The following is a 22,816-nucleotide window of genomic DNA, read 5'->3' as shown; positions in this document are numbered from 1 at the left end:
CAACTGATGTTCGATACGATCCGCGTCGCCGCCCGTGACCGCCAGCGCCTGAGCGAAATTGGCGGCGTCATGTCGCGTTATGGCATCGGGGTGCTGGCCGCGCGGCTGGGCCTTGCCGATCGTGGCGGCGATGCGCCCCCCGACCTGCCGCGCCGGACGCGGGAGGCGATCGAGGCGCTGGGTCCGACCTTTATCAAGCTGGGCCAGATCCTTGCCACGCGCGGCGACCTGTTGGGGCCGGAATGGATCGAGGAGCTGTCCGCGCTGCACGCCGATGCGCCGACGCTGCCGTTCGAGACGCTGCGGCCACAGGTCGAAGCGGCGCTGGGCGATGCGCCGGAGGCACTGTTCGCCACCTTCGATCCGCAGCCGCTGGCAGCCGCGTCGATCGCGCAGGTGCACCGCGCGACGCTGGAGGACGGGCGCGAGGTTGTGCTGAAGATCCGGCGGCCCGGCATATCGGAGACGATTGCCGCCGACCTGCGCCTGATCGCCGAACTTGCCGCCATTGCCGAACGCGCCAGTGCGGAGGCGCGGCGATTTACCCCCGTCGCCATGGCCCGCCAGCTGGCCACGGCCATGCTGGAGGAACTGGACCTGGCCAGCGAGGGACGGCACGCCGATGCGTTGCGTGCCGATTTCGCCGGGGACGACCGTGTCGTCGTGCCGGTGATCCATTGGCGCTACACCAGCGAAACCCTGTTGGTGATGGACTATATCGAGGGCATTCGCCCGGTGGATGGCGATACCCTGCGCGCGGCGGGGATCGACCCGGTGATGATCGCAGAGGCGGGCGCGGACATCGTGCTGGACATGGTGCTGCTGAACGGCCGGTTTCATGCCGATCCGCATCCCGGCAACCTGCTGTGCCAGCCGGGGAACCGGATCGCGCTGCTCGACATGGGCATGACCGGACAGATCAGCCACCGGCGGCGTCAGGAGTTTATCGGGTTCGTCCGCGCGCTGGGCAGCGGCGATGCGGCCGCGCTGGCCGACACGCTGGCGGTATGGACGGGCAGCGGGCCGGGGGGCGGCCAGAAACTGACCCCGGCGGCCGAGGGGCTGATCGCGCGGCATGGCGGCGGGCAGCGGATCGTGCTGGCCGCGCTGGTCACGGACATGCTGCGGGTGATGCGCGAGGAGCGGCTGGTGCTGCCACCGGACCTGTTGATCGTGTTCAAGGCGCTGATGACGCTGGACGGCGTGCTGGGCCGGATCGCGCCGGACAGTGACCTGTCGGGCGCAATGGCGCGGGCGACGGCACGGGTGACGCTGGACCGGGTGTCGCCCGCGACGTGGACCGCGCAGCTGGCGCCGATTGCGTGGGAGCTGTCGCGGCTGGGCGACGATGCGCCCGCGCTGATCCGGGCGGCGGTGGCCCGGCTGCAGGCGCCGCCGGTGATCGGTCCGGGCGAACAGGCGATCGTATCGGCGCTGCGCCGGTTGAGCGCATCGGTGCTGGTCGCCGCCGTCATCGTCGCGGCGGCGGTGCTGCTGACCTGAGCCGGTTCAGCGTTCGCGGGTCGCGGCGAACTTTACCTTGGCATAGCGGTCGGCGATGTAGCTGACTTCCCAAGCCGATTTGGCGAGGAACACCGGGTTGCCGTCGCGGTCCTTTGCCATGGCGCCGCGGTTGATGGACATGAAGTCCTCAAGATCCTTTGGGCTGTCCGACGAGATCCAGCGGGCGGTTTCGAACGGCGCGCCCTCAAGGTTCGCGCCGACCTTGTATTCCGCATCCAGCCGGGACAGCAGCACTTCCAGCTGAAGCTGGCCGACGACGCCGATGATCCAGTTCGACCCGATATCGGGATAGAAGACCTGGATCACGCCCTCCTCCGACAAATCGTCCAGCGCCTTGCGCAGCTGCTTGGTCTTGGTCGGATCCTTCAGCGCGATGCGGCGCAGGATTTCCGGCGCGAAATTGGGCAGGCCGGTAAAGCGGACACCCGTCTTTTCGCTCAGGCTGTCGCCGACGCGCAGCACGCCGTGGTTCGGGATGCCGATGATATCGCCGGGATAGGCCTCGTCCGCCAGTTCGCGTTCGCGGGCAAAGAACAAGATCGGCGAATGGATCGCGATCGGCTTGCCATGACCGGTCGGGGTCAGCTTCATGCCCCGCTTGAACGTGCCGGAGCACAGCCGCATGAAGGCGATGCGGTCCCGATGGTTCGGGTCCATGTTCGCCTGCACCTTGAAGATAAAGCCGGTGACTTCGTTCTGCGCCGGATCGACGGGCGCAGGCTCGGCGGGCTGGGGCCGGGGCGGGGGGGCGTGGGTGGACAGCGCCTCGATCAGCGAATCCACGCCGAATTCCTTCAGCGCGGAACCGAAATAGACGGGCGTCAGATCGCCGTTGCGATACGCATCCATGTCGAATTCGGGATAGCCCGCCTGCGCCAGCTCCACATCCTCGCGCAGCTTGGCCAGCGTGTCGGCGGAGATGATCGCGTCCAGCTGCGGATCGTCCAGGCCGCTGCACTGGACCACCTTGCCCTGAAATTCGCGGCTGTCCCCTTCGGGCAGCAGCAGGCGGTGGGTGACGAGGTCGTAAATCCCCTCAAACTGCCCGCCCATGCCAACCGGCCAGGTCATCGGGGTGACGTCCAGCGCCAGCAGTTCCGCGATTTCATCGAGGATGGCGAACACCTCGCGCCCCTCCCGGTCCACCTTGTTGACGAAGGTGATGATGGGAACCGAGCGCAGGCGGCACACCTCGAACAATTTCCGCGTCTGGCTTTCGATGCCCTTGGCGACGTCGATCACCATGACTGCGCTGTCGACGGCGGTCAGCGTGCGATAGGTGTCCTCGCTGAAATCCTCGTGGCCCGGTGTGTCGAGCAGGTTGAAGGTCACGCCCTGCCGCTCGAACGTCATCACCGAACTGGTGACGGAGATGCCGCGCTGCTGCTCGATCTTCATCCAGTCCGACCGGGCACGCCGCGCCTGGCCCCGCGCCTTGACCTCGCCCGCCAGATGGATCGCGCCGCCGAACAGCAACAGCTTTTCGGTCAGCGTCGTCTTGCCGGCATCGGGGTGGGAAATGATCGCAAAGGTGCGACGGTCGAGGGGCGAAGTCATGCGCGCGCCCTAGCCGCCCGGCCCTGCCAAGTCGAGTGCGGCACATTCCGACATCGCTGTCATGACAGCGACCCGCATTCGGAGCATCCTGACGGGCGGCGACTCGGCCATTGAGGCTCAGGCACAAGGAGCAGCATCATGCCATTCATCACCACCGACGACGGCACCGAGATTTTCTACAAGGACTGGGGGCCAAGGGATGCGACCCCATTGGTGTTCCATCATGGCTGGCCGCTCAGCAGCGACGACTGGGACAACCAGATGCTGTTTTTCCTGCACAAGGGGTACCGGGTGATCGCGCATGACCGGCGCGGGCATGGCCGATCGACCCAGACATGGCAGGGCAACGAGATGGACACCTATGCCGCCGACGTGAAGGCGCTGGCGGCGGCGCTGGACCTGAAAGGGGCCATCCATATCGGCCATTCGACAGGCGGCGGCGAAGTGGCGCATTATGTCGCCCGGGCCGAACCGGGTCGGGTGGCCAAGGCGGTGCTGATCGGTGCGGTGCCGCCGATCATGGTGCAGACGCCGGACAATCCGGAAGGCCTGCCGATGTCGGTGTTCGACGGCTTCCGCGAGGCTCTGGTCGCCAATCGCGCCCAATTCTTCCTCGACATCCCTACCGGGCCGTTCTTCGGCTTCAATCGCGAAGGGGCAAAGGTGGATCAGGGCGTGATCCATAATTGGTGGCGGCAGGGGATGATGGGCGGCACCAAGGCACATTATGATTGCATCAAGGCATTCAGCGAGACGGACTTTACCGAGGATCTGAAGGCGCTCGATATCCCGGTGCTGGTCATGCATGGCGAAGACGACCAGATCGTGCCCATCCACGACAGTGCAATGAAGGCAATCAAGCTGCTGAAGCACGGCACGCTAAAGGTCTATCCCGGTTTGCCGCATGGCATGGCGACGACCCATGCCGATGTGATCAATGCCGACCTGCTGGCATTTATCGAAGGATGAGCGATGCGCCCCCGCCGGTTGCCGACACAACGGGCGGGGGCGATCCCCAACCGTCAACAGCGGTCAGGCAAAGACGGTGATGGTCATGGCGAAGCGGCGCGCCTCGCCCGGTGCGAGGATCCGGATGCCCGGCTTTTGGCTGATCTCGCCGGTAAACCCTGCCGGATCGGCAATGCCCCACCAGGGTTCGATGCAGATGAAGCGCGAGCCGGGTTTCGTCCAGATGCCCAGCTTGTCGGCATCGGCATAGTCGATACGGAGCGATGCACCGCCGGGCGAGCGATAAGTGACGGCGCGGCTGGCCGGTCCGTCCCAGACCAGCGCATCCTGAACGAACAGCGCGTCGTCCAGCGGCAGGCGGTTGCCCCCGATCAGCGGGCTTGGCCGGTCATGGCCGGCGATCAGGCCGCCCGATACGCGGGCAAGCGGGGCAGGCTCGGGCTGGTCGAATTCGATGACATGCCCCTGCTTGTCCACATTGCCGGGCAGCGGCCAGGCGAAGGCCGGGTGATAGCCGAAACTGACGGGCATCGGCGTGTCGCCCGTATTGGCAGCGGTGCAGGCGATGGTCAGCGCATTGCCGTCGATCCGGTATTCGGCATCGAGCGTGAAGGAAAAGGGATAGACGGCCCGGCTGTCCGCATCGTCCACAAGGCGGAAGCGGGCATGATTGCCGCCATGATCGATCACCGCGAAGGCGCGCCGCCGGGCAAAGCCGTGCTGGGCCAGGGCATATTCCGATCCGCCATGCCGATAGACGCCGCCATTCAGCGCGCCGACAATGGGGAACAGCAATGGCGAGCGGCCGGTCCAATATGCCGGGTCCGCATCCGTCATCCATTCGCGGCCATCGGCATCGGTCAGGGAGGACAGCTCCGCCCCGAACGGATTGATCCGGGCGGTCAGCGCGCCGCCGCCGATGGCCAGCCAGTCCTGCATCACCCTCACCCTTCCCACCGCCTGTAGGCGGCGGGCCCCTTCCCTCTCCCAATGGGAGAGGGAGGGAGGCGCAACGGCACCGGAAGGGTGAGGGTGCGCGTCATCCCTGTCCCTCCCGATGGATGGCAAAGCCGGCAAAGCTTTGGTGCACCGGCATGATCTCAATGCGGTTGATGTTGAGGTGCGGGGGCAGGGTGGCGATCCACAGCATGGTGTCGGCCAGATCCTCCGACGTGATCGGGTTCACGCCGGCATAGAGATTGTCCGACGCCTGCTGGTTGCCGCCGGTGCGCACCACCGTGAATTCGGTTTCCGCCATGCCCGGTTCGATGCACGTCACGCGGACGCCCGTGCCGTTCAGGTCGGCGCGAAGGACGTGGGACAGGTGGTTCACGAACGCCTTGCTGGCGGCATAGACGTTGCCGCCGGGATAGGCATAGTTGCCGGCAATCGAACCCAGGTTGATGATCGCGCCCTTCCGTTCGATCAGCACGGGCAACAGCTTGTGCGTGATCGCGACCAGGGCGGAGATGTTGGTGTCGATCATCGTCTGCCAGTTGGCGAGGCTGGCCTGCTGCGCAGGCTCCGTCCCCAGCGCCAGGCCGGCATTGTTGATGAGCAGGTCAATGCCCGCAAACGCGGCGGGAAGGCCATCCAGCGCTGCATTGCGCGCCGCTTCGTCCCGCACGTCGAACGCCAGCGGCAGGAACGCATCGCCCAGTTCAGCCTTCAGCGCATCCAGCCGTTCGGCCCGGCGACCGGTGCCGATTACCTGCCATCCGGCACTGACAAAGGCGCGCGCGGCGGCCGCGCCGAACCCGGCGGTTGCGCCGGTGATGAGGGCGGTTGGCATGGAGCTGGTCCTTTCGCTTGATCCGTTCCCTTCCCTTTCGACGCGGGTCGATTCGGTCAAGCCCGCTGGCGGGATTGGCGATGCGGCGGCCGGGATGATAGGCGGTCGGCATGACCCATCCGTTCGACGCCGATGATGCGACCACCCTGTGGGCCGATGCGCCCGTGGAGGGCGCCTTTTCGCTGGCCCCCGATACGCGCCCGGCGGTGGTGACTGCCGTGGCCCGCCCGGTGCTGCTGACGTACTTGCCCCGCAATCCCAATGGCCGGGCCATGCTGGTGCTGGGCGGTGGCGGCTATACCGCGCTGATGGTGGAGCGGGAGGGCGTGGCCGTGGCCCGATGGCTGACCGGACTTGGCTATGCCGCCCATGTGCTGATCCACCGCTTTCCCGATGCCGTCGGTGGCCCGCAGGCACCGGTCGACGATGCGATGGAGGCGATGCGCGTCATTCGCGCGGGCGGGACGGTCCCCGGGGGCGTCGGGGTGGTCGGCCTGTCGTCGGGCGGGCATCTGGCCGCGTGCCTTGCCGCATCCTATCCCGCCGACTGGCAGCCCCCGGCATCGCGGCACGCCGATCAGCCGACGCGGCCCGATGCCATGATCATCGGCTATGCCCCGATATCGACCAATGCGCGGGGGCGGACGATCATCCCGGACAAGCCGCCATTGCCGCCGGCCGAGAAACAGGCGCTGTACGATGCGCTGGCCCCCGATGCGCAGCTGCTGCCCGATCCGCCGCCCTGTTTCATCGTCTATTCGGGCAATGATCCGGTGGTTCCGGTGGAAAACGCGCGGCGGCTGCATGGCGCGATGGCAGCCGCCGGGCGCGATGCCGAACTGCACATCTTTGCCGACGCACCGCACGGCTTTGCGCTGGATACGGACGGACTGCCGGTCGCGGTCTGGCCCCGGCTGTGCGCGGCATGGCTGAACCAGACGGGGTTTTGCTGACCCCGCCTGTCCATCCGCTGATCCGCCCGGATCAGCCGCGCAGCGTCGCGCCCAGCTTTGCCGCGGCCGCCACGACCTTGTCGGCAATCGCCTTCAGCTCCGCATCGGTGAAGCTCTTGTCGCCCGGTTGCAGCGTCACTTCGACCGCCAGGCTGAGCTGACCATCCTTTTCGAACCGGTCGAACAGGCGCGCGTCGGTGATCGCGCCCTTGTCCGCACCCCGGATCGCGCGGACCAGATCGCCCGCGACCAGATCGGCGGGAACCAGGAACGCGAAATCGCGGGTCACCGCCTGAAGCGCCGGGGGCGCATAGGCAGGGCGCATAAAGCCCGATGCACGCTTTGGCGGGATGGCGTCGAGATAAACCTCGACCGCTGCCACGGCCACACCATCGAGGTCGAACGCCTTCAGCGTTGCGGGATGGATCATGCCGAATGCGGCCAGCACGGTTTTCGGCCCCAGGCGCAGCGTGCCCGACTGACCGGGATGCCATGCATCGCCAGCTTCACCCATCACCTGAAGATTAGCGATCGGTGCGCCTGCCGCCTCCAGCAGGGCCAGTGCCTCCGCCTTGGCATCGAACGGGCCAAAGGGTTGCGCCTTGCCGGTCGTCCAGCCGCGCGGCGTGCGCTCGCCCGCCAGCAGGACGGTCAGCGTCGGGCGCTCTGCATTGGCCAGATAGCGGCGGCCGATTTCGAACAATCGCACGCTGGTCGCCCCGCGCCGCAGATTGCGGTCGGCCGCGCCGAACAGGCCGGGCAGCAGCGAGGGGCGCATGACCTTCATGTCCGCCGCGATCGGATTGGCAACGGTCCATGCACCGCCGCCGAATGCCGCTGCCTGCGCCTCGCCAATGAAGCTCCAGGTGACGGCTTCGGACAGGCCGCGCGCAGCCGCCGTGCGGCGCAGGCGGCGCTCCAGCTTTTGCGCCGGGGTCGCGGTGGGCGTGGCGACGCCGGGCGTGCGGGGCAGGGGGGTGGACGGAACCTTGTCGATCCCCTCGATCCGGATGACTTCCTCGACCAGATCGGCCGGGCCATCGACATCGCGCCGCCAGGTGGGAACGGTGACGACATCGCCGTCGACCGCAAAGCCCAGCCGTTCCAGGATCGCGCGCTGACGATCGGCGGGGACGGACAGGCCGCCCAGCGTTTCGGCCAATTCGGGGCGGAACGCCACGGTGCGCGGTTCCAGCGGCGGCTGGCCCGCGCGCGTGATCGCGCTGGGGACGCCGCCGCAGATGGACAGGACCAGCCGCGTGGCGATGGCCAGGCCATCGTCAAGGAACGCCGGATCGACGCCGCGTTCGAACCGCTGCCGCGCGTCCGACGTCAGGGCGAGTTTCTGACCCGTCACCGCGATATGTTCGGGCGTGAAATAGGCGCATTCGATCAGCACGTCGGTGGTCGTTTCCGAACAGCCCGAATGTTCGCCGCCCATCACGCCGCCAATATCGTGCACCGCCACATCGTCGGCGATGACGGTCATGGTTTCGTCCAGCGTATAGGTCTTGCCATTCAGGGCCAGCACCTGTTCGCCGGCCGCCGCCTTGCGCGCGACGAGGCCGCCGGTCAGCTTTGCCCGGTCATAGACGTGCAGCGGGCGGCCAAGGTCGATCATCACGTAATTGGTGATGTCGACGAGCGCGCTGATCGGTTTCTGTCCGATGGCGGTCAGGCGGCGGGCGATCCAGTCGGGCGCATCGCCATTGGCGACGCCGCTGACGCTTTGCGCATAAAAGGCGGGGCAGCCCGCGGGATCGTCGGTCCGCACGTCCGGTGCGGGGCCGGTGCCGGGCATCGGCTCGACCGGAAAGCCGAACACGTCCGCCAGCGGCTTCAGCGTGCCGATGCCGGCCGCGGCCAGATCGCGGGCGATGCCGCGCACGCCCATGCAATCCTGGCGGTTCGGCGTGATCGACACGTCGATGACCGGATCGTCCAGCCCGGCATAGGCAGGGAACGGCGTGCCGACCGGCGCATCGTCGGGCAGTTCGATGATGCCGTCATGATCCTCGCCCAGCTCAAGCTCGCGCGTCGAACACATCATGCCGTTGGATTCGACGCCGCGAATGGCGGAAACCTTCAGTTCCATGCCGTTCACCGGCACGACCGCGCCGGGCAGGCCCAGCACGCCGACCAGCCCCGCACGGGCATTGGGCGCGCCGCACACCACCTGAAGCGGGGTGCCGCTGCCGGTATCGACGTTCAGCACCTGAAGCTTGTCGGCCTGCGGGTGACGTTCGGCGGTCAGCACGCGCGCGACGGTGAAGCCGGCGAACCGGTCGGCGGGATTGTCCACGCCCTCTACCTCCAGCCCGATGCGGGTCAGCGCATCGAGGATCGCGGGCAGATCGGCAGGGGTGTCGAGATGGCTTTTCAGCCAGCCAAGGGTGAACTTCATGCGCCCACTCCCCCCGACAGCGTGGGCACGTCAAGCGCGCCGAACCCATAGTGTTTCAGCCAGCGGATATCCCCGTCGAAGAAGGCGCGCAGATCGTCCATCCCGTATTTCAGCATCGCCAGCCGGTCGACGCCGGTGCCGAAGGCAAAGCCCTGCCACTCATTGGGGTCCAGCCCGCAATTTTCGAGCACGCGGGCATGGACCATGCCGCTGCCCAGCACTTCCATCCAGCCGCCATCGGCCGCATTGCCGTCGCCGCCGATCACGCGCTTGCCCTTGATCCAGGTGAAGCCGACATCGACCTCCACCCCCGGTTCGGTGAACGGGAAATAGCTGGGGCGCAGGCGCAGGACGATGTCGTCGCGTTCGAAAAACGCCTTCAGGAACGTCTCCAGCGTCCATTTCAGGTGCGCCAGCGTAATCCCCTTGTCGATCACCAGCCCCTCGATCTGATGGAACATCGGCGTGTGGGTGGCGTCGCTGTCACTGCGATAGACGCGGCCCGGCGCGATGATGCGGATGGGGGGCTTTTGCGACGTCATCGTGCGGATCTGCACCGGCGAGGTATGGGTGCGCAGCACGCGACGCTCGCCGTCCGGGCCGTCCACGTAAAAGGTATCGTGCATCGCCCGCGCCGGATGGGTTTCCGGAATGTTGAGCGCGGTGAAATTGTGCCAGTCGTCCTCGATCTCCGGCCCGGTGGCGACGGCAAAGCCCATATCGGCGAAAATCTCCGCCAGCTCGTCCATCACCTGCGCCACCGGATGCACGCCGCCCGGCGGGGGCATGTCGGCGGGCAGGGTCAGGTCGACGCGTTCCGCCGCCAGCTTTGCCGCCAGTGCGTCCGCCTCCAGCACCGCCTTGCGCGCGGCGATCGCGTCGGTCACCGCCTCGCGCAGCGAATGGATGCGCGGCCCCTCGCTCGTCCGCTGTTCGGGCGTCATGCCGCCCAGCGTCTTGAGCAGCGCGGTAATGCTGCCCTGCTTGCCAAGCGCCGAAACGCGCATGGATTCCAGCGCGTCCAGCGCGGGGGCCTGTTCAATGGCCGGGATCAGGTCGGCGCGGAGTTGGTCGAGATCGCTCATGCCCCGCGTCGAAGCCGACAAAGCAGGCAAAGGTCAAGCCCGGATCACACCCGGCTGCCCAGCAGCGCCAGACCGAAGGCCATGAAAATGCCGCCCGTCGCCCGGTTGAACAACCGCTGGCGCGCGGGCGGGGCCAGGTATCGGGCCAGCGACCGGCCGCCCAGCGCATAGGTGGTGAACCAGAACGCCTCGATCACGGTGAAGGTGGCGATCAGGATGCCCAGCTGCGGCGCGACGGGCCGGCCCGTGTCGATGAACTGCGGAAACAGCGCGGCGGCAAAGACGATCAGCTTGGGATTGGAAAAGCCGGTGCCCATCGCGGTCAGGAACAGGCTGCGCGCCGATCCGCCGGTGCGCGGCGTGTCTGCCGCCCCGGCCTCCACCGGTGCGCGCCACGCCTTGATGCCCAGCCAGACGAGATAGGCGACGCCGATCAGCTTCATCGCCTCATACAGCATGGGCGAGGCGCGCAGCAGGGCGCCAAGGCCGGCGGCCGAGGCAAGCAGGCAGATGATGTTCGCCAGCATCAGGCCGGCCATGGAAATGGTCGACCGGGCAACGCCGTGGCGGATGCTCTGCGCCATCACGTGCAGCATGTTCGGTCCCGGCGTTGCCGAAATCAGGAACACGGCGGTGACATAAAGCCACCAGGTCTGGATGGACATTGCACGGCCCCCTTGGCTGAAGCGGCCGCTATCGCACGGCCCGCCCCCATGCGCCAGCCGTCCGGAAGGGGCGGAAATGTGACGGTTTGGCGACTCCGGCGCGATTCCAGATGTAACATTTGCGGGGCATTGGCGGGGCATCGACAGGCTGATCCAAGAAGGCGGCACCCGATGGCGACCATCACCAGATTACCGTTCGGCGCGGACATCAACGACCTGGCGGATTTCACGCGGTCAGCGCCCAGCATCCCCGAAAAGGCTGTGACGCAGCGGCGGCAATATCGCACGGTGTGGATCAGCGACGTCCATCTGGGCACGCGCGGCTGCAACGCGGAAATGCTGATCGATTTCCTGGATCATGTCGACAGCGAGACCATGTATCTGGTTGGCGACATCATCGATGGCTGGCGGCTGAAAAAGAAGTTCTACTGGCCCGCCGCGCACAATGACATCGTCTGGCGCATCCTGAAACGCGCGCGGCGCGGCACGCGCATCGTCTATGTCCCCGGCAATCACGACGAAATGTTCCGCCAATTCACTGGCCTGAATTTCGGCGGGGTCGAGATCAAGCGGCAGGCGATCCATGAAACCGCAGACGGGCGTCGGTTGTTGGTGCTGCATGGCGATGAATTCGACGCGATCACCCTGTCCCACCGCTGGCTGGCGCATCTGGGCGATGCGGCCTATACATTCATGATGGCCCTGAACCGCTGGGTGAACACTTATCGGCGCTGGGCCAATCTGCCTTACTGGTCGTTGTCGAAGCACGCGAAGAAGAAGGTGAAGAACGCGGTGGAGTTCATTTCGAACTTCGAGGAGATCGTGGCGCGAGAGGCCGGAACGCGGGGCGTCGACGGCGTCATCGCCGGTCATATCCATACCGCCGATGCGCGCATGATCGACGGCATCGAATATTATAACGACGGAGACTGGGTGGAAGGGTGCACCGCGCTGGTGGAACATTTCGACGGCCGCATGGAAATCCTGCACTGGGCCGACGAAATGGCGCTGCGCGACGGTGTGCCGCCGCCCATGGTGGAAACGCTGGCGGCGGCATGAGGCCGATGCGGATCGCGCTTGTCACCGATGCCTGGGAACCTCAGGTCAATGGCGTGGTCCGCACCCTGCAATCCGTCCGCCGCGTGCTGGAGGGGCAGGGGCATCAGGTGATGGTGATCTCTCCCGACCGGTTCTATTCCGTGCCGTGCCCCACCTATCCCGAAATCCGGCTGGCAATGGCGCGCACCGCGACCATCGGTGCGATGCTGGAGGCGTTTCGCCCCGATGCCATCCACCTGGCGACCGAGGGGCCGTTGTGCCTTGCCGCGCGGCGATGGTGCCTGCGCGGGGATTTTCCGTTCACCACCGCCTATCACACCCAGTTTCCGGACTATGTGTCGGCACGCACGGGGATCCCGGCCGAGCTGATCTGGCGCTATATCCGCTGGTTCCACCTGCCGGCGCAGGCGGTGCTGGCATCGACGCCCAGCATCCGCCAGACGCTGAACGACCATGGCCTGACCAAGGTGCGCCATTGGGGCCGGGGCGTCGACCTGACCAATTTCCGGCCGGGCATCGCCCCGCATCCCGACATGGCCGCGCTGCCCGGCCCGGTGCAGCTGTATGTCGGGCGCGTCGCCATCGAAAAGAATCTTGAGGCGTTCCTGAAATCCACCCATCCGGGCAGCAAGGTGGTGGTCGGCGATGGGCCGGCGCGCGCGTCGCTGGAGGCGGCCTATCCCGACGCGCTGTTCCTGGGCCCGCGGTTCGGCGCGGAACTGGCGCAATGCTACAGCGCGGCCGATGTCTTCGTTTTCCCCAGCAAGACGGACACGTTCGGCCTAGTGATGATCGAGGCGCTGGCCTGCGGCGTTCCCGTCGCGGCCTATCCGGTGACCGGACCCATCGACGTGGTGACGCCAGAGGTCGGCGCGCTGGACGAGGACCTGACCGCGGCCATCGCCGCCGCGCTGACCCGCGACCGGGCCGCCTGCGCCGCTTATGGTCAGGGCTTTACGTGGGAGGCGAGCGCGGCGCAGTTTCTGGACGCGCTCGTCCCGTTCGACAGCGTGTTCCGCCGGGCGGCCTGAGCGTTACTGACCGACGGTCAGTTTCAGGAACCCGGTCAGCGCCAATGGATCGCGGCCATAGGCGGTATCGAGCGCATCGGGCTTGAAATAGGTCGCGACCGATCCGCCCATCGCCAGTTCGACATCGCGGGTCAGCAGGATGCGGTGGGCATAGCCGCTCTCCAGCTTGGCGACGCGGAACGGCCGGCCGTGCAGCGGGTCCCCTTCGGGAAACAGTTCGTCATTGGCGACATTTTCGTACCGCCCGAACAGGCTGTGACGCGGGGTCAGGTTCCAGTTCGCCTCTGCCAGCCAGGCGGTCAGCACCGGGCCGGGCAGGCGGTTTTTGGATGAAAAGGCTAGGGTCGCGTTCACGTTCCGCGTCGCATAGTGGACGCTGGCCGTGGTCCGCGCCTCATCCTCATCCGGGTGCAGCGCCTCCGGTGCCTTCAGCCGCCCGAAACTGACCTGTGCCGCCCAGTGGTCGTTCGGCACCCAGGTGGCCCGGACGGACCAGCTGTCCAGTGCAGGCGTTTCGATGCCCCAGCGTTCCTCGTCCGGTTCGCGCCCGCGAAACGCCGATGCCTCCACCTGAAACCGCTTGGCAGCGATGCCGCCGGTGACGACGCCATAGGCGATGTGCGTGGAATCGAACCAGTGATGGGTGATCGGTCCCAGCGCCAGATACTGCGCCGACCGCCGGTGCATGAAGGCACTCGGCCCCAGCGCCGGTTCGCCGACCGGGCCGCCATAGACGAACAGGCGGGTGTCGTTCGTCTCGCCCAGCGCGACATCGACCCGCGCGGCCAGTTCCATGAACAGGTCGTGCGGATGCTGACGGTCGATCAGCGCCTCGCCATTCGCCGTCTCGCCCGTGGTGAACAAATTGGGATAGCCGCGCGCGCCCATGGTCGGATCGGCGCTCATGCCCAGCCTCAGCTGAAGCTGCGTCCGGCCATTCAGCGCGCGATCGGCCATCAGCATGGCCATGCTGGGGGCATAGAGCTGGCTATCGCCGCGCGGGCCGGACTGGTCGGTCACTGCGCCAAAGACAAAGCCATGGATCATCACGCCCCAGCCACCGGCCTGTGCGTGGATCGCCCGCATCGGCTCTGCATCGGGCAGCCGGGCGGTGCCCGATCCGGCGTTCATCATGGCCGGGTGCATGGCATGGCCGCCATGGTCCATCGCGCCGTGATCCATGGCAGAATGATCCATGGCGGCGTGATCCGGGGATGCTGGCGCTGGCGCTGGTGCTGGTGTCGGGGATGGCTGGTGCTGGCCGTGCTGGCCATGATCCATCTGGTCCTGCGCCATTGCCGGCATGGGCAACAGCGCGCTCGCGGCAACCGCCGCGAACAGGGTAATCTTCATTCTCTATACTCCGCTTGTCCGAACTGATGCGGGCGGCATGGCCCGCCATGGGGTTCAGACGGTCGGGCGCGGAGGGGGCGTGGCGGGGCTGGCGATCGGCAGATGCCGGCCGTCCCGGGCAATCGGCCGGGCGGGCAGGGCGCGCAGCGGCAGCGGCTGGGCAAGGATGACCGGGCGGATCGTCGCCGGCGCGACGCAGCCCATGCACAGGTCCGGCGCGCGGTCCGGTTGCGGTTGGTCCGGTGCCGGGGTGCGGGCCGTCCGGTGACAGTCATCCGCCATGGGCATGGCGTGCGCGGCGGCGGTTGCTGCGGCCGGTTCCACCCGCGGCTGATGACAGGCCATCGCGGCCTGTGGCAGCGACAGCGCGGCCAGGATCAGGGCAAGGAACAGCCGGGCGAGCATGGATGCATTCTAGAGCAGGTGGCACCGCATTGAAATGGGGTGCCGCCCGATAAGCCTAGACGTTGAAGCGGAACAGCATCACGTCGCCGTCCTTGACGACATATTCCTTGCCCTCGGCGCGCAGCTTGCCGGCATCGCGCGCCCCTGCCTCGCCCTTGAACTGGATATAGTCTTCAAACGCGATGGTTTCGGCGCGGATGAAGCCGCGTTCGAAATCGGTGTGGATCGCGCCTGCGGCCTGCGGAGCCTTTGCCCCCGCCTCGACGGTCCAGGCGCGCGCTTCCTTTGGCCCCACGGTAAAGAAGGTCAGCAGGTGGAGCAGGCTGTATCCAGCGCGGATCACGCGGGCGAGGCCGGTTTCAGTCAGGCCCAGCTCGGCCAGAAACTCGGCGCGGTCCTCGGCCGGCATGGTGGCGATATCCGCCTCGATCGCGGCGGAAACGACGACCGCCTCTGCGCCCTCTGCCTTCGCCTTTTCGAACACCTTGGCCGACAGGGCGTTGCCGTCGGCTGCATCCTCTTCATTGACGTTGCAGACATAGAGGACAGGCTTGGCGGTCAACAGCTGGGCCTGCGCGAACACGCGCGCCTCGTCCGCATCCTTGGGCTGGGTCAGCCGGGCGGGCTTGCCATCGCGCAGCAGGTCCAGCGCCTGGCCCAGCACGGATGCCGCGACCTTTGCCTCCTTGTCGCCCTGCGCCGCCTTTTTCTGAAAATTCGGCACGCGCTTTTCGAGGGATTCCAGATCGGCCAGCATCAGTTCGGTTTCCACCGTTTCGGCATCCGCGATCGGATCGACCCGGTTGTCGACATGCTGGATATCGTCATTTTCGAAACAGCGAAGGACATGGACGATTGCGTCCACCTCGCGGATATTGCCCAGGAACTGGTTGCCCAGCCCCTCGCCCTTGCTTGCCCCGCGGACCAGGCCCGCAATGTCGACAAAACCGAGCTGCGTTTCGATAATCTTGGCCGAACTGGCGATGGCGGCCAGTTTCTGAAGCCGTTCGTCCGGCACCGCGACATTGCCGACATTCGGCTCGATCGTGCAGAACGGGTAATTCGCCGCCTGTGCCGCCGCCGTTTCGGTCAGCGCATTGAACAGCGTGGATTTGCCGACATTGGGAAGGCCGACAATGCCGCAGCGAAAGCCCATGGGGTACTCCGGAAAAGAAAGGAAATCTGGCCCGCGCCCTTAAGCTGCATGGGTCGGGAAGGGAAGGGGCGGGATCAGCGGCGATAGTTGAAGCTGATGCTGATCCGCTCGCCCTTGCCCGCATGGGGCATCACCTCGTGCCGCAGCCAGCTTTCCCACAGGAACACCGTCCCGGCGCGGGGCTGGGCATAGACAAAGGGTTGCAGCGCCTCTTCGGCATCGGCCGTACGGGTCGGCGCGGCCATCATCAGGCCAAGGCGCGGATCCTCAAGCTTCAGCGCGCCCGCACCCGGCGGCACGGCGATATAGACGGTGCCGCTGACGACGCTGTGCGGGTGGATATGGCCGCTATGCGTTGCGCCTGGCTTCATCACATTAACCCACAGGCTGTCGAGCCTCAGCCGCTTGCCGCCAAGGTCGAACGCGCAGTCGGCGGCAAAGGCGGCGACGTGGCGATTGAGGTGGCGAACCAGATCGGCGATCGCCGGATCGCGCAGCGGCAGATCGTTCAATGAGGCATAGCTGGTATAGCCGCGATAGCCATGGTCCCGGCTCCACCGCTGACCCGCCCGGTCCTCCGCCGCCAGGGTCAGCGCGCTGTCCTCCAGGTCGGCAAGCAGCGCGGCATCGGCCAGCGTGCCTTCATAGAAACGGGTCGCGAACAGGCTGCGGCTCGGCATGTCAGCCCTTCAGGTCCGGCAGTTCGGAGAGGGTGACATAGCGGTCGGACGCGTAGGCGGCCCTCAGCCCCTCGGCCGTGTTCTGGTCCGGTCCGGTCAGCCAGCGGGTGTGCCAGGTGAGGAACCAGAGCCAGTCGGCCTGTGGACCCAGCCCGGCGGGATCGGGAACCGGCCCGTTTTCGTGCAGGCAGATCGGCACGCTGGTCCCCACGATCGCCTGTACCGCGCCGAACATATCGGCCAGCGGGCCGTGATGATCGACATACAGGTCGGCCCCGGCGATATCGACCATCGACCGGCCGGGGTAATAAGCCGGATCGATATTCTGGCCCGCATAGCCCAGCACCCAGATCAGGTTGTTCAGCCCGCGAACCCGCGTGAAATGGTCAAAGATCAGCGCCCACAGCGCGCGGAACCGCGCCGGGCCCCATTTGCCCCACCAGAACCAGTCGCCCGAAAATTCGTGCAGCGGCCGCCACAGCACGGGGATGTTGCGATCGCGCAGCACGGTCAGCTGATCCGCGATCTGATCGATGTCGCGCATCATCGCCCGGTTCTGGGGAGTGCCGGCGCGCATCGCGGCGGGCAGGTCGAACGGCTTTTTCGAATTGTCGTATCCGGTGCCCTGATCGGGCGCGCCCCAGTGCCAGCAGATGCTGGGCAGGCCGCCGCCATCGAACCAGCGGGTCGCGCGGTCGTTCACATTGGCGAAGTCCGCCGGCTCGATATAGTCGAGGCCCAGGATCGCGGGCAGTTGCCCCGTCGTGCGGCGCAGATAATCGAGTTCGAAGGTCGGCCCTTCGGGCAGCCAGAAGCTTTCCTGCTGTCCGGTCAGCGTCCGCTTGCCATAGATCGACCAGAGATAGGCATAGACGGCGCGGGCGCGGGGCGTGGCGGCCGGATTGCACAATGTCGCCGCCGCCGGTTCCTGTGCGGCAAGGGGGGCGGCGGGCAGGGCCAGCATCGCCGCGGCGGTGGCGGTGCCCGCCAGCAGGTCGCGGCGCGTGGGCAGCAGGCGTGAAGGATCAGTCATCGTTTCACCGTCATGCCGGTCGCGCCGCGCGAAGTCGAGCGGCCGGCGTTCCATCGATCAGGGCTGAAGCCGCAGCGCGACATCGTTCATGAACCGGACGTCGTCCCGTGCGGCCAGCCACGGCGCCTCTGCCGCGATGGCGCCAAGCATGTCGGACAGCGGCTCGATCTCCGCCTTCGCGTAATTGCCAAGGACATGGCCGGTCACGCGGTCCTTGTGCCCCGGATGGCCGATGCCGATGCGGACGCGCCGGAAATCCGGGCCGATATGCTGGTCGGTGGACCGCAGGCCATTATGCCCGGCAGTGCCGCCGCCGATCTTTACCTTGACCTTGAACGGCGCGAGGTCGAGTTCGTCGTGGAAAAGGGTCACGTCGCCCGGCGCGAGCTTGTAGAAATCCAGCGCCGCGCGGACCGCACGGCCGCTTTCGTTCATGAAGGTACCGGGTTTCAGAAGGATCAGCTTGTCGCTGCCGATCCGCCCTTCCTGCGTCCAGCCCCGGAATTGCTGGCGCGGCGGGCCAAAGCCATGCACTTCGGCAATGGCATCCATCGCCATGAACCCGACATTGTGCCGGTGCATTGCATATTGAGCGCCCGGATTGCCCAGGCCGACCCACAGCTGCATCAGGTCGCTCCGTCACGTCATCCCGGCGAAAGCCAATGCCTTCGCCGGGGTAACGGTTTGCCTTATTCGGCGTCGGACGCTTCGTCCTTGGCGTCGGCATCATCGCCGGCTTCCGCTTCCGCGGCAGCTTCTTCCTGCTCGTCGACCAGGGCGGTCGGCGCAGCGATGGTGGCGATGGTGAAATCGCGGTCGGTGATCGCGCTTTCCGCGCCCTTGGGCAGCGTGATGGCAGAGAAGTGGAGCGATTCGCCCACGTCCAGGCCCTTCAGCGACACTTCGATGCTTTCCGGGATTTCGGAAGCGTCGACGACCAGTTCCAGCTCGTGACGAACGACGTTCAGAACGCCGCCCTTCTTGATGCCGGGGGCCAGTTCTTCGTCGGTGAAGGTCACCGGAACGGCGACGGTCACGGTCGCGTGCTTGGAAATGCGCAGGAAATCGACATGGACGGGGCGATCCGTCACCACGTCGAGCGTCACGTCCTTGGCCAGCGTGCGAACCGCCTTGCCACCGACATCGACCATGATGACCGAGTTCATGAAGTGGCCGGTCATCAGCGCCTTCATCAGCTCGCGCTCATTCAGGCTGATCGCGGTGGGTTCTTGCTTGTTGCCGTAGATCACGGCGGGCACGCGGCCTTCACGACGAAGCGCGCGGGAGGCTCCCTTGCCAACCCGCTCGCGCGTCTCGGCCGACAGGTTGAGCACGTCGCTCATATGTCGTCTCCGTTTGCGCTAGAAGTTCAGTCCAGTTTCACCGGGCAGGCCTCCAGGGATGACCCTGCACGCGGCAAGCGCGGGCCGTTAGCGGAAAGCGGGCATGAAGGCAAGCTAGGGCAGGGGCGTCAGGGGCGAAGCCGATCGACCTTCAGCCCCGATCGCTCCAGTTCCGCCTGCACGCTGCCCGGCCCGGCAAGATGGCCGGAGCCGACCGCCATGAACACAATGCCCGGCCGGTTCATCCGCGCGCGGACCCATTCGGCCCAGCGGCGGTTGCGCGCGGTGACCAGCGGATCGGTCAGCGCGCGCGGCGATTTCGCCTGATCCTCGGCAAGCACGGCGGCCATGTCAGCGGTATCCGCGCTGGACCAGGCGGCGACGGCGCGTTCCGTCCCCTGATGCACGGTCGCCTGATTGTCGAGGATGCGGGTGAGCATCGCGATCTGGTCCGCCTCGCTCAATCCGGCAAAGATGGCGTACTGGTCTGTTGGCTGTTCCAGCCCGCCGACCGGCTTTCCCGCGCGCTCGGCGGCGCGGACCAGCACGCGCTCGACGCCCAGCGCCTCGTCATAGCCAAGCTCGCGCAGCGGCAGCACCGACAGGCTGGTCGCCGCCAGCCATGGCGCGGTGCGGTCGAACGCGGTTTCGGGATAGCCGACCCGCCTCAGCGCGGCCCGCAATTTGTCGGCATAGCCGGGGGGCAGCCGGTCGGGCAGGGCGGGGGTGCCGTCGGGCAGGGTGCTGAGCCGCTGGAAATCGCCGCGCGCCGCCGCCTGCGCGCCCGGTGCCAGTTCCATCACCACCTCGTCCGACGCATTGAACGCCGCCGCCACCTCGTCATTGAACCAGGCGAGTTCGGGTTTCAGCCAATGAACCGTGCCGAACAGATAGATTGTCGTATCGGCATCGCGCACGACCCAGACGGGCGGATCGACGTCGCGCTGGGGCACCTGAACCGCCGGTCCCGCCAGCGCAAAGGCCGCGAACAGCAAAAAGAGCTTGGGCAGCGGCATGGCGCTCATCCTATCCGCGCACGACCGGCAAAGTCGAGGTGCTGCAGGTCAGCGCCCCTCCCGTGCAATCTCGCGCCAGCCGATGTCGCGGCGGGCAAAGCCGCTGGGGAAATTGAGCGCGTCGACGCCGCGATAGGCGGTGGCCTGCGCCTCGGCCACGGTGGTGCCAAGCGCGGTGACGGCAAGGACGCGGCCGCCATTGGCGACCAGCCCGTCATCGGTCATCGCGGTGCCGGCGTGGAATACCTTGGTCCCCTGTGCCTCGGCCGCGTCCACGCCCGTAATGCGGCCGCCCTCTTCCGGGGTGCCGGGATAGCCATTGGCGGCCATCACGACGGTCAGCGCCGTGCGGTCGCTGAACCGGGCGGGGGGCAGATCGCCCAGCGTGCCGCGATCGGTGGCGATCATCAGGTCGAGCAGATCCGATTCGAGGCGCATCATCAGCACCTGACATTCCGGGTCGCCGAAACGGGCGTTGTATTCGATCAGCTGCGGGCCGGTGTCGGTCAGCATCAGCCCGGCATAGAGCACGCCCTTGAACGGCACGCCGTCCGCCGCCATCGCCGCCACGGTCGGCCGGACGATGCGGTCGATGGCCAGCGCCTCCAGCTCCGCCGTCAGCACGCGGGCGGGGCTGTATGCGCCCATGCCGCCGGTATTGGGGCCGGCGTCGCCATCGCCGACCCGCTTGTGATCCTGTGCCGATCCGATCGGCAGGATGGCGGTGCCGTCGGTCAGCACGAACAGGCTGGCTTCCTCTCCCGTCAGGAACTGTTCGATCACCGCCTCGCCGCCCGGTTCGGCGAACAGGGCGGTCAGCGCCGCGTCCGCATCCGCCGCCGTCTCTGCAATGGTCACGCCCTTGCCCGCGGCCAGGCCGTCCGCCTTGATCACCACGGGCAGGCCGAAATCCGCCAGCGCTGCGCGGGCGGCGTCGAGCGACGTCACGCGGACATAGCCAGCGGTCGGGATATCCGCGCGGGCGCACAGATCCTTGGTAAATCCCTTTGACCCCTCAAGCTGCGCTGCGGCGGCATCCGGGCCAAACACGCCAATCTCCGTCGCGCGCAGGGCATCGCCCAGACCGTCGACCAGCGGCGCTTCCGGCCCGATGACCACGAACGTGATGGCGTGCTGCGCACAGAATGCGATGACGGCGGCATGATCGGCGACGTTCAGCGCGACGCAGGTCGCATGATCGGCAATGCCGGGGTTGCCGGGCGCCGCATAAAGCGTCGATAAGGATGGCGACTGGGCGAGTTTCCACGCCAGCGCGTGTTCCCGCCCCCCAGAGCCGACCAGCAGGACGTTCATGCCCGATCCCTTTTCCGATGAATCCCAATCCGGGCGGCTGCTAGCCCAAAGCACCCCCGGCGACAACGCTGCGCCCGAAAGCGTGTCCGAACTGTCGGGCCGGCTGAAGCGGATGGTGGAGCGCGAGTTCGGGCAGGTGCGGCTGCGCGGCGAAATCTCCGGCTACAAGCGGGCGGCGTCGGGCCATGTCTATCTGGCGCTGAAGGACGAGAATGCCGTCATCGATGCCGTGATCTGGAAAGGGGCGGCGGCGGCCATCCCGTTCGTGCCGCAGGATGGTCTGGAGGTAGTCGCGACCGGCAAGATCACGACCTATCCGGGGCGGTCGAAATACCAGATCGTGATCGACCGGCTGGAACTGGCGGGCGAGGGCGCGCTGATGGCGCTGCTGGAGCGGAACAAGGCGCGGTTCGAGGCGGAGGGCCTGTTCGCCAAGGGCAAGGCGCGGGCGCCCATGCCCTATCTGCCCGGCGTGATCGGGGTCGTCACATCGCCCACCGGCGCAGTGATCCGCGATATCCTGCACCGGCTGGCGGATCGCTGGCCCAGCCATGTCGTCGTCTGGCCCGTGCTGGTGCAGGGCGATGGCGCGGCGCGACAGGTGGCAGCCGCGATCCGGGGGTTCGACGCGCTGACGCCCGGCGGGCCGGTGCCGCGCCCCGACCTGTTGATCGTCGCGCGCGGCGGCGGGTCGATCGAGGATCTGTGGGCGTTCAACGAGGAGCCGGTGGTGCGCGCCATCGCGGAATGTTCGATACCCGTTATTTCCGCCGTGGGGCATGAAACCGATACGACGCTGGCCGATTACGCGGCCGACCGGCGCGCGCCCACGCCCACGGCCGCCGCCGAAATGGCGGTGCCGGTGCGGGCCGAGGTGCGGTTGACCGTCGACGGCCTGGGCGCGCGGGCGGAGCGGCTGGCGCGGCGCTATGCCGAGCGGGCGGGCGAGCGACTGGCGGCCATCGCGCGATTGATGCCCAGGCCCGACCTGCTGCTGAGCCCGCAGCGCCAGCGGCTGGACGAGGCGGGGCAGCGGCTGGGGCTGGGGCTGGAACGGCGGATCGCGCTGGCCCGGCGGCGGCTGGATCAGTTCGACGCGCGGCTGCGCCCGGACGTGCTGGCGCGCAAGGCGACGCTGGCAGGCGAGCGGCTGGACGCGCTGTCCCGCCGCATGACGCCGCAGGTGATCGAACGGCGCATTGCCGCCGACCGCCAGCGGCTGGACGCCCTGTCGCGCCTGCTGGATGCGGCAAATCCCGACAACCTGCTGAAAAAAGGCTATGTCCGCGTCAGCGCCCGGATCGGCGACAAACCGGTGGTGACGGCAGAGGCCGCCCGGGCGGCGGGCGCACTGGTGCTGCATTTCGGCGACGGCGATGTCGATGCGCGGGTTGAGCGCGGCGGCGGCAAGCCCTATCCTGATGCAAAGCCCGAACAGCCCAGCCTGTTGTGACCGCCGATCAGGAAAGCCAGACCC

At 67.2% G+C, this 22,816-nt stretch carries 21 protein-coding genes; 6 read left to right on the top strand and 15 right to left on the bottom strand.

The window, feature by feature from the left end:
• Positions 1-6: 6 nt before the first annotated feature.
• The gene (locus NYR55_RS05005; protein WP_260020118.1) at positions 7-1,503 is read left to right on the top strand and encodes an AarF/UbiB family protein; all 1,497 of its coding nucleotides are present in this window, start codon (positions 7-9) and stop codon (positions 1,501-1,503) included.
• Between the two features lie 6 nt (positions 1,504-1,509).
• Here the strand turns inward: NYR55_RS05005 and NYR55_RS05000 are convergent, their stop codons facing one another.
• On the bottom strand, positions 1,510-3,081 hold the full coding sequence (locus NYR55_RS05000; protein ID WP_260020117.1) for a peptide chain release factor 3: 1,572 nt from the start codon (positions 3,079-3,081) through the stop codon (positions 1,510-1,512).
• 138 nt (positions 3,082-3,219) lie between these two features.
• Here NYR55_RS05000 and NYR55_RS04995 point away from each other — a divergent pair, with 138 nt between their 5' ends.
• A complete protein-coding gene (locus NYR55_RS04995) occupies positions 3,220-4,050 on the top strand; it encodes an alpha/beta hydrolase (RefSeq protein ID WP_260020116.1) in 831 nt (276 codons plus the stop codon).
• Between the two features lie 63 nt (positions 4,051-4,113).
• Here NYR55_RS04995 and NYR55_RS04990 read toward each other — a convergent pair whose 3' ends face one another.
• Positions 4,114-4,989: an aldose 1-epimerase family protein gene (locus NYR55_RS04990; RefSeq protein WP_260020115.1), complete on the bottom strand. Its 876-nt coding sequence runs from the start codon at positions 4,987-4,989 to the stop codon at positions 4,114-4,116.
• A 100-nt stretch (positions 4,990-5,089) separates the two neighbouring features.
• Positions 5,090-5,842: an SDR family NAD(P)-dependent oxidoreductase gene (locus NYR55_RS04985; RefSeq protein WP_260020114.1), complete on the bottom strand. Its 753-nt coding sequence runs from the start codon at positions 5,840-5,842 to the stop codon at positions 5,090-5,092.
• 110 nt (positions 5,843-5,952) lie between these two features.
• Between NYR55_RS04985 and NYR55_RS04980 the strand changes: the two genes are divergently transcribed.
• Positions 5,953-6,795 carry a dienelactone hydrolase family protein gene (locus tag NYR55_RS04980; protein ID WP_260020113.1) on the top strand — a complete coding sequence of 281 codons (843 nt, stop codon included), beginning with the start codon at positions 5,953-5,955 and terminating at the stop codon, positions 6,793-6,795.
• A 31-nt stretch (positions 6,796-6,826) separates the two neighbouring features.
• On the opposite strand, the gene pheT is transcribed toward NYR55_RS04980, so the two are convergent.
• From pheT to NYR55_RS04965, 3 genes are read right to left on the bottom strand one after another with little or no spacing between them, the layout of a single operon-like run.
• Positions 6,827-9,199 (bottom strand): phenylalanine--tRNA ligase subunit beta, encoded by a 2,373-nt coding sequence (pheT, locus tag NYR55_RS04975; RefSeq protein WP_260020112.1) that lies wholly within the window; start codon positions 9,197-9,199, stop codon positions 6,827-6,829.
• The gene (pheS, locus tag NYR55_RS04970) at positions 9,196-10,284 is read right to left on the bottom strand and encodes a phenylalanine--tRNA ligase subunit alpha (protein ID WP_260020111.1); all 1,089 of its coding nucleotides are present in this window, start codon (positions 10,282-10,284) and stop codon (positions 9,196-9,198) included. Before pheS ends, pheT begins: the two co-directional genes overlap by 4 nt.
• A gap of 44 nt (positions 10,285-10,328) precedes the next feature.
• Positions 10,329-10,949, bottom strand: coding sequence for a LysE family translocator (locus tag NYR55_RS04965; RefSeq protein ID WP_260020110.1), 621 nt, complete (start codon positions 10,947-10,949; stop codon positions 10,329-10,331).
• A 171-nt stretch (positions 10,950-11,120) separates the two neighbouring features.
• Here NYR55_RS04965 and NYR55_RS04960 point away from each other — a divergent pair, with 171 nt between their 5' ends.
• Together NYR55_RS04960 and NYR55_RS04955 are read left to right on the top strand one after the other, a co-directional pair.
• A complete protein-coding gene (locus tag NYR55_RS04960) occupies positions 11,121-12,008 on the top strand; it encodes a UDP-2,3-diacylglucosamine diphosphatase (protein ID WP_260020109.1) in 888 nt (295 codons plus the stop codon).
• A 5-nt stretch (positions 12,009-12,013) separates the two neighbouring features.
• Complete coding sequence (locus tag NYR55_RS04955; protein WP_260020108.1) at positions 12,014-13,039, top strand: glycosyltransferase family 1 protein; 1,026 nt, start codon at positions 12,014-12,016, stop codon at positions 13,037-13,039.
• Positions 13,040-13,042: 3 nt separating this feature from the next.
• Here the strand turns inward: NYR55_RS04955 and NYR55_RS04950 are convergent, their stop codons facing one another.
• From NYR55_RS04950 to purD, 9 genes are all read right to left on the bottom strand, one after another.
• Complete coding sequence (locus tag NYR55_RS04950; protein ID WP_260020107.1) at positions 13,043-14,392, bottom strand: hypothetical protein; 1,350 nt, start codon at positions 14,390-14,392, stop codon at positions 13,043-13,045.
• Between the two features lie 54 nt (positions 14,393-14,446).
• Positions 14,447-14,797: a hypothetical protein gene (locus NYR55_RS04945; RefSeq protein ID WP_260020106.1), complete on the bottom strand. Its 351-nt coding sequence runs from the start codon at positions 14,795-14,797 to the stop codon at positions 14,447-14,449.
• A gap of 55 nt (positions 14,798-14,852) precedes the next feature.
• Positions 14,853-15,953 (bottom strand): redox-regulated ATPase YchF, encoded by a 1,101-nt coding sequence (gene ychF, locus NYR55_RS04940; protein WP_260020105.1) that lies wholly within the window; start codon positions 15,951-15,953, stop codon positions 14,853-14,855.
• Positions 15,954-16,027: 74 nt separating this feature from the next.
• Entirely contained in the window at positions 16,028-16,633 is a 606-nt protein-coding gene (locus NYR55_RS04935; RefSeq protein ID WP_260020104.1) for a TIGR02466 family protein, read from the bottom strand.
• Between the two features lies 1 nt (position 16,634).
• On the bottom strand, positions 16,635-17,666 hold the full coding sequence (locus NYR55_RS04930; RefSeq protein WP_260020103.1) for a glycoside hydrolase family 26 protein: 1,032 nt from the start codon (positions 17,664-17,666) through the stop codon (positions 16,635-16,637).
• Positions 17,667-17,723: 57 nt separating this feature from the next.
• Positions 17,724-18,293, bottom strand: coding sequence for an aminoacyl-tRNA hydrolase (gene pth / locus NYR55_RS04925; RefSeq protein WP_260020102.1), 570 nt, complete (start codon positions 18,291-18,293; stop codon positions 17,724-17,726).
• Positions 18,294-18,355: 62 nt separating this feature from the next.
• The gene (locus NYR55_RS04920; RefSeq protein ID WP_260020101.1) at positions 18,356-19,009 is read right to left on the bottom strand and encodes a 50S ribosomal protein L25/general stress protein Ctc; all 654 of its coding nucleotides are present in this window, start codon (positions 19,007-19,009) and stop codon (positions 18,356-18,358) included.
• A gap of 128 nt (positions 19,010-19,137) precedes the next feature.
• Positions 19,138-20,025: a TraB/GumN family protein gene (locus NYR55_RS04915; protein WP_260020100.1), complete on the bottom strand. Its 888-nt coding sequence runs from the start codon at positions 20,023-20,025 to the stop codon at positions 19,138-19,140.
• Positions 20,026-20,073: 48 nt separating this feature from the next.
• Positions 20,074-21,339 (bottom strand): phosphoribosylamine--glycine ligase, encoded by a 1,266-nt coding sequence (gene purD, locus NYR55_RS04910; RefSeq protein ID WP_260020099.1) that lies wholly within the window; start codon positions 21,337-21,339, stop codon positions 20,074-20,076.
• Here purD and xseA point away from each other — a divergent pair.
• Positions 21,338-22,792: an exodeoxyribonuclease VII large subunit gene (gene xseA / locus NYR55_RS04905; protein WP_260020098.1), complete on the top strand. Its 1,455-nt coding sequence runs from the start codon at positions 21,338-21,340 to the stop codon at positions 22,790-22,792. The two genes, purD and xseA, sit on opposite strands and share 2 nt — an antisense overlap.
• Positions 22,793-22,816 lie beyond the last annotated feature (24 nt).

The sequence above is a fragment of the Sphingomonas sp. BGYR3 genome, assembly GCF_025153455.1.
Taxonomy (GTDB): domain Bacteria; phylum Pseudomonadota; class Alphaproteobacteria; order Sphingomonadales; family Sphingomonadaceae; genus Sphingomonas.
The sequence above is the reverse complement of the archived record's forward strand: the minus strand, read 5'-3'. Positions and strand labels throughout refer to the sequence as shown.